7 protein-coding genes are annotated in these 6,626 nt (G+C 35.1%); all 7 read right to left on the bottom strand.

The window, feature by feature from the left end; all coding sequences use genetic code 11:
• Positions 1–266: 266 nt before the first annotated feature.
• Positions 267–869, bottom strand: coding sequence for a retron system putative HNH endonuclease (locus tag FFR48_RS23895; RefSeq protein ID WP_236104161.1), 603 nt, complete (start codon positions 867–869; stop codon positions 267–269).
• The gene (locus FFR48_RS23900) at positions 866–2,122 is read right to left on the bottom strand and encodes an AAA family ATPase (RefSeq protein ID WP_137669091.1); all 1,257 of its coding nucleotides are present in this window, start codon (positions 2,120–2,122) and stop codon (positions 866–868) included. Before FFR48_RS23900 ends, FFR48_RS23895 begins: the two co-directional genes overlap by 4 nt.
• Positions 2,123–2,212: 90 nt before the next feature.
• On the bottom strand, positions 2,213–2,776 hold the full coding sequence (locus FFR48_RS23905; RefSeq protein ID WP_137669092.1) for a Uma2 family endonuclease: 564 nt from the start codon (positions 2,774–2,776) through the stop codon (positions 2,213–2,215).
• A 61-nt stretch (positions 2,777–2,837) separates the two neighbouring features.
• Positions 2,838–3,401: a Uma2 family endonuclease gene (locus FFR48_RS23910; RefSeq protein ID WP_137669093.1), complete on the bottom strand. Its 564-nt coding sequence runs from the start codon at positions 3,399–3,401 to the stop codon at positions 2,838–2,840.
• A 152-nt stretch (positions 3,402–3,553) separates the two neighbouring features.
• Positions 3,554–4,474 (bottom strand): alpha/beta fold hydrolase, encoded by a 921-nt coding sequence (locus tag FFR48_RS23915; RefSeq protein WP_137669095.1) that lies wholly within the window; start codon positions 4,472–4,474, stop codon positions 3,554–3,556.
• A gap of 30 nt (positions 4,475–4,504) precedes the next feature.
• A complete protein-coding gene (locus FFR48_RS23920; protein ID WP_137669094.1) occupies positions 4,505–5,329 on the bottom strand; it encodes an SDR family oxidoreductase in 825 nt (274 codons plus the stop codon).
• Between the two features lie 314 nt (positions 5,330–5,643).
• Entirely contained in the window at positions 5,644–6,312 is a 669-nt protein-coding gene (locus FFR48_RS23925) for a pentapeptide repeat-containing protein (RefSeq protein WP_137669096.1), read from the bottom strand.
• Positions 6,313–6,626 lie beyond the last annotated feature (314 nt).

The following is a 6,626-nucleotide window of genomic DNA, read 5'->3' on the forward strand; positions in this document are numbered from 1 at the left end:
ACCCCTAGCGCGTTTTGGGTACATATGTATATAATTGGTAATATTTTTCATCTTTGGTAGAACCACGGTATATTTTCCATTTACCGTTCTACCATTTTTCCGTTATATATTTCGGACAGGTCTATTGTACATCACTGGATCACTCATTCACCAACAATTGAAAAATTAGGAATAATTTTCATCTTTTAACCTGTTTCATCAAAGTAACTCTTCAGAATGTAAATAATTGCAGCACAAAATGGAGTTAATTGTCCATTAGAATCAAATTATTGATATCCTTTAATTAGCAATTGAATTTCTTCGCTAGAACATCCATCAATCAGTGGTAATATCTTTTGAATTTCCTTACGTCGTGAAGTTTGTAATATAGGTTGATTCAGTCCTAGATTATCAATTGTTGCCTTTGCCGCATCCATCATTGTATCATTATCACTAGCTATAATTTCTCCAAAACCTGTATACCTAAAGTATTCAGCGCAGTTTTCTAACAAGGGAGAAAGTGTCAAATTTTCATCATACCAATACCCTTTCTTTGGTCCACAGTGTTTTTGTGCAGGAGGTATTTTTTGAGAATTTTTCCAGTCTGGTTCGTCACCTTCTCCTGGACAAGAAGCTAAAAAATTAGAGTATTCTAGTGCTAAATTTGGATATGTTTTACGGGGTTTAAAATGTTCAATATGACTAACTTCTACTGTAATACGAACTCCACAGTAGCAACATATATATCCTTGTTCTTTTAATAATTCATTGTGAACATCAGTTTTTTCAGGTTTCTGAAAGTTATTCCAACTAGGTTTCCAATCATCATTTTCTTGAGCTTTCCACTTGTAAAAACTTGATGGTTCTAGATTCTTTTTAATATATTTCATCTACCCAAAATCTCTCTTCTTCTAATCAGGACATCTGCACTGGCAAATTCTGGATCATTATATCCAATATCTTGTTCAAGACTTTGTTTTAATTGTCTAGCTTCAGTAATTTTACCATTATCAATTAACCTGAACAACTCTAGAAAACGATCTTTAATTTCTTGTTTGCGGTCAGGAACATCCATTAAGTCTTCTAAAATTTGATTACTATCTCTACCATAGGAACTTTCTGGACGCTTGGCAATTATACCATCATTTGTTTTTTCTAAGATATAAATTCCTTGAGGTTTAATTTCTCCAATTACTTGCGGTGAATGAGTAGTAACTATAAACTGACAATTAGGAAATGTTCTAGTTAAAGCTGGAATAATTTTTCTTTGCCATTTGGGATGTAAATGTAGTTCAATTTCATCAATTAAAACTACTCCATAACCATCAAGTGGATTTTCTAACCCAGGGTTAGCAATAGCTAATCTTCTCGCTAAATCTCCTACCATTGCTAATAAGCATTTTTCCCCATCTGATAATTGATTAACTATTAATTCTTCACTATCTTTTTGTAATGTCATTCTCAAAGGAGAACGACGTACACGCAATTTAGTAAAATTAGGAATTAATGAAGATATAGCTTGTCTAACAGCTTCTAACTGTTTATCTCGATAATTAGGATTATTTTCTAGCCGTAATTCATTTTCTAAATCTTCTTGTTTTCTAAACCATTCAAAGAAAATTCTAAACTCGCTCCCTGTACCAGCTAGAGCATTTTCATAAGTATCTATTTGTGTAAATGAATGTTGTTTTTTGATTTTTAAAGGAATATCAAGAACTGCACGATTAGTTGAATAATAAATGATAACAGGAAGGTTATATTGTTCGGAGGAAGATAATTGATATTTAATATTTTCAACAATCTTGTTTATTTCGGATAAATTGCTACTTGTATCTTTAATGCGTCCTTTTTTAACCTTAGTTAAAGACCAAGTAAATTTTTGAGATTCAAAATTAGTTATTATCTCATTATGCGTTTCATTTTTTTCATTTTTTATGTCTTCCTCTGTAAATGATCTTCCTGAACCAGTCGAGTGTTGAATCGCACTAGAAAAGCGCGATAATAAAATCGCTAAACAATCAAGAATACTTGATTTACCTACACCATTAATCCCAATAAATACGGTTGGTTCTTTTTCATCAAAATCTATTGTTAAATCACCAATTCCCCGAAAGGATTGCATTTTTAGCTGCTTAACTCTCATAATTTTATAGCAAAGTTAGCAAAGGTTGATTATATTTTACAGCATCTTGGTAAACTACTCATTAACCCAGTAAAGAATATTTATTTATTTTCACTCTAACAACCACCCAAACAACTCACCAACCGTCAATTGTAAATCACCAGCAAAAGACGGTACAGGAATCAACATATCTAATTCATCAAATACTTCAATTTGTTGTTGCGGACGATAAACAAAAATAGTCCTTTCACCTGGATCGATTAACCAACCCATTTGAGTACCATATTTTAAACAATGCAAAATATTTTTAGTTACCTTGGTCTGATTTTGATCAGGTGATAAAATTTCAATTGTCCAATCTGGATAGGTGAGAAATGTATTAGCAACTTCTCCATTTTCGTCACGGGGAATTCTATCCCAAACAAAAACCGCAATATCTGGTACTATTGAACGTCCACCAAAGGTACAACGTAATTCAGGAAATGCACGAGCGATTTTTTGAGGTTTGACGACAACATTAATCGCAGGTACAAGTTCACCTTGAAGTATACTATGTTTTCCCTGTGGCATCGGTTTCTGAATAATTTGACCTTCAATATACTCACTAGCTGGTTTCGTTTCTGGTAGTTGCAGAAACTCTTCCAATGTGAGAGTTTTTTGTATTGCGTGTACCATTTTAGTTAATTTCTAGAAAATATTTGTCTTTCAATCTTCAATTTTAAATTTAAGAATTTTTCTACTTAAATAAACTACCTACCACACAACTAAAACCAGGCAATAAAGGCGATATTAAATCATCATTAGCAAACAGAGTTTCTACTAATACTAACATTGCCCTTTCTCTGCGATAAACTTCTATTTGTTGTAATCGCCAATTCATTATCCAATATTCCTGCACACCTCTAGAAGCATAAAGTTTTAATTTCACTTCTTTATCTCGGCGTTCATTTTCCACACCAGCAGAAAGCACTTCAATGACTAATTCTGGCGCACCTGTTAAATGTCCATCATCATCTAATAAAGTTGCTAACCTTTCATTACTTGCCCAAACCACATCAGGAATGACATTATCAGCATCAGTAAAAATAATACCGGGAGCAGTAGCAGCTTCTCCTAAACCGGTTTCTCTAGACCAAAGTGTGAGTTCTGTACAAACATTGTTGCCAGCTTTTTGATGTTTCCAATGTGGCGCTCTTGTCACAAATAATTCTCCATTAATTATCTCATAACGGTTGCCGTTATCTGGCAATAGTTCAAGGTCTGAGCTTGTCCAGCGTACTCCCTCATATATCTGGGTCATACGGACTCCTGTGGTGGTGTTCAATAATGATATTATAGACTTGCTGATGAATTTTAGTAAACATAAAGATAAAGGTGAATATAATTCACTCCTATAAAAACAAAGTCCACCTGCGTGGACTCAAGAATATATTATTTATTGCAGCATGAATATCAACTACTTAATCCTTGAATAAATGGCGATATTGCAGCCACAAAATCAGCCGTTGATTCATAGGGTAAAACATTTCTCCCCTTAATTTTTATTCCCCTTCCTTGGGGTAAACAAGAAAGATAACTAGCTAAATTAGCTTCTGCTGTATCTGTTTTCCCTTCTTTACTAATAGCTGATGCTTGCTCTCCAAAAACTACTAATGTCGGTTTTTGCATAGCTGCAATATCATGACTATAATCCCGTTGCCAAAATCTCGCCAAAAAAGAAAATACAGCATAGCGTCCACCCATATTTTGAGCATCTGCTATTAAAGTATTTAACCATTCCTCATCAACAGCATCACCTGATGCAAACAATCTTTCTGTGGAAAAAGAAACTAAAAATTTGCGAGTACGTGCATAACGAAAAAACGCATTACCTATGGGTGAATCAAAAATAGACCACAGCAATTTTTGTCGCCATTGAGGTGCATTTTTGGTAATTATACTCCAAGATGTTGGTCCAGAAAGTACCAGTCCAGTAATTAAATTAGGTTCTAATTTGACTAATTCAATTGCTACTGGAAATAAAGCACCCTGCACTATTAAAATTACAGGTTTTTTGACGATTTTTTGTAAAAAATGCTGTAATTGTTTTGCCCAATCAATTGGTGTATAAGCTTTCCTGGGTGTATCACTTTCACCACATCCTAATAAATCCGGTTGGTAAATGATATTGCCATGATTTGTATTGTACCACTCACAGTAAAAACGCTGCCAAAATTGCCGTGATAAACCTACACCAATAGGATGGATTAATAATAAAGGCACACCTGAAACTTCAGAATTTATCGGTTGATGTACTTCATAAGCACAACGATAATTTACCCAATTGTAAAACTGGGTAGGAGATGCGGAAATGGTAGAAGAATTAGCTAACATTGGCGGCATAATTATCAAATTCAATAGTTGCTAAAAAATGATGTGGGGATGAATAAACTCGTATCCTGCATCTTTTAGTTTTTGATTAGACACCCAGGTATTATATTGATGGTTACTCTTGTTTGTTGCATCCCAAATCACATTCGGTAAATTATGTTTTGTCAGGACATTATCAATTAATTTTCGACTGGTGAGATGGCTATCATCGACCAAATTATAAATACCTTGTAAGCGGTGTAGACGAGCAAATTCTATAGCCCTAACAATATCATCTAAATGCACCCAATTTGTGATTTCTTCACCTTTACCGGGACGAGTTGTACCAGCAACCCTACGAAATATTTTCACCAGTTCTCTACCCTGTCCATAAATTCCCCCTAACCGCAAAATACAAACCCGCAGACTTTCATTTTCTGCTGATAGTAACACATCTTCAGTTTTGCGGAGAATTTGAGCATTAAAATTAGGGGGTGCTGGTGGTGTTTCTTCATCTACCCAAACACCATTTCTATCACCATAAATAGAATAACTACTTGTATATATCAAGTGGTGAATATTGGGAGAATGCTTGAGGATAGAAACTACAGTTTTTGCAGTTTCCAAATAAGTTTCTTCATAGGTAGTTCCACTTTTTGCGCCTACGCTTAACAAGACGACATCTTGATTTTTTAAGACAGAATTGAGAGATTCATAGTCATTGCCTTTAGTGACTACTACTTTTTGAGCTACTGTTTGTAGTCCAGGGACTCTGTCAGGACTTGTTGTGGTTGCGGTGATAATAAAATTTTTATTTTGCTGCCAATATTGAGCAACTGCACAACCAACATAACCACATCCAATTATTGCTATATTCATGACTATCTAAATACGAAAAATTAAATTACTTGTCCAATTCAATTTGCCAAAATCGCTAATTACAAGAGTTTCTAAGTAATAACTGTCGCTAATTTTTCATTAACTTTTTCCTGAAAATTTAAACAGCAAAACCTAAATACCTTTTGAGACAAAATATCAACCCCCTCAAGTAGCTTCAATCAGAACATTTGAAAATTTCTGTAACGTAAGATACTCTTTTTCATAAATTCATGGCATCAGGAATATTACTAAGTTTCCCATATTGCAGGAAGGTTAACTTAGTTCTTCATCTTTTGTCATTAACTCAGGGTATTTCAGCGATGAATTGCGCCATCAGGCATAATAGCCCCAGTTAAGTTAGCACCGATTAATTTCACCAGCAAGCGATCGCCTGAACGAATCCTTGCACCTGTCAAGTCAGCACCCCGCAAGTCAGCACCACTTAGATCCGCACCAATCAAATTAGCCGAGCGTAAATTTGCGTCTCTCAAATCTGCTAACAACAAGTTAGCTCTAAATAAATTGGCTTCCGACAAATCCGCACCTCTAAGATTAACTTTGTGCATAAAAGTATCACTGAGATTAGAACCGCTTAAATTAGCATAACTCAAATTTCTGCCAGATAAGTCTTTATTACTCAAATTAGCGCGACTAAAATCTTTCCCGCTCAAGTCAGGATTTTGATTTGGTGGTTGGTAATTTGTTTGTGTGGGTTGATAATAACTCGAAGATGGTTGTTTCGGTTGAGTAGGTCTAGAATAATTTGCAGTTTGAGGTTGATCTTTTAGGGAACGTAATTTTTCACGAGCCTCATTCAAGGCTTTAATCTTGTCTTGGGCTTTTTGCTGTAAGCGGTGGTTATCTTTAGGTAAGCGATCAGGATGCCAAACAAACACTAAATCTTTGTAAGCCTGGTTAATCTCTTCTAGTGTTGCTCCAGGCTCTAAATCTAAAGCTCTATAATACCGCTCCAGTTCGCTCATCATGATGTGCAGGTGAAAACCTAAATAATAATTACATTAATTATGCGTGATGTCGTTGTCTTAGGTACAGGTGATTGGGGACTGGGGACTGGGGACTGGTGACTGGATACTGGAGACTGGATACTGGGTTCTGTAGTACGAATTATGGATTACGAATTACGAATTACGAAGTACGGATTACGAATGACGAATTACGGATAACGAATTACTGATTAAGAAGTAGGGATGAGGCATTCATTATTAATAAGTTCTAGCTTAGAATGAGGGAAGACAGTGGTAGAGATACTGTGGGCTGAAACGTCTAGTAAATGTCC

Origin of the sequence: Sphaerospermopsis reniformis (assembly GCF_005402885.1) — a bacterium.
Lineage (GTDB): Bacteria > Cyanobacteriota > Cyanobacteriia > Cyanobacteriales > Nostocaceae > Sphaerospermopsis > Sphaerospermopsis kisseleviana.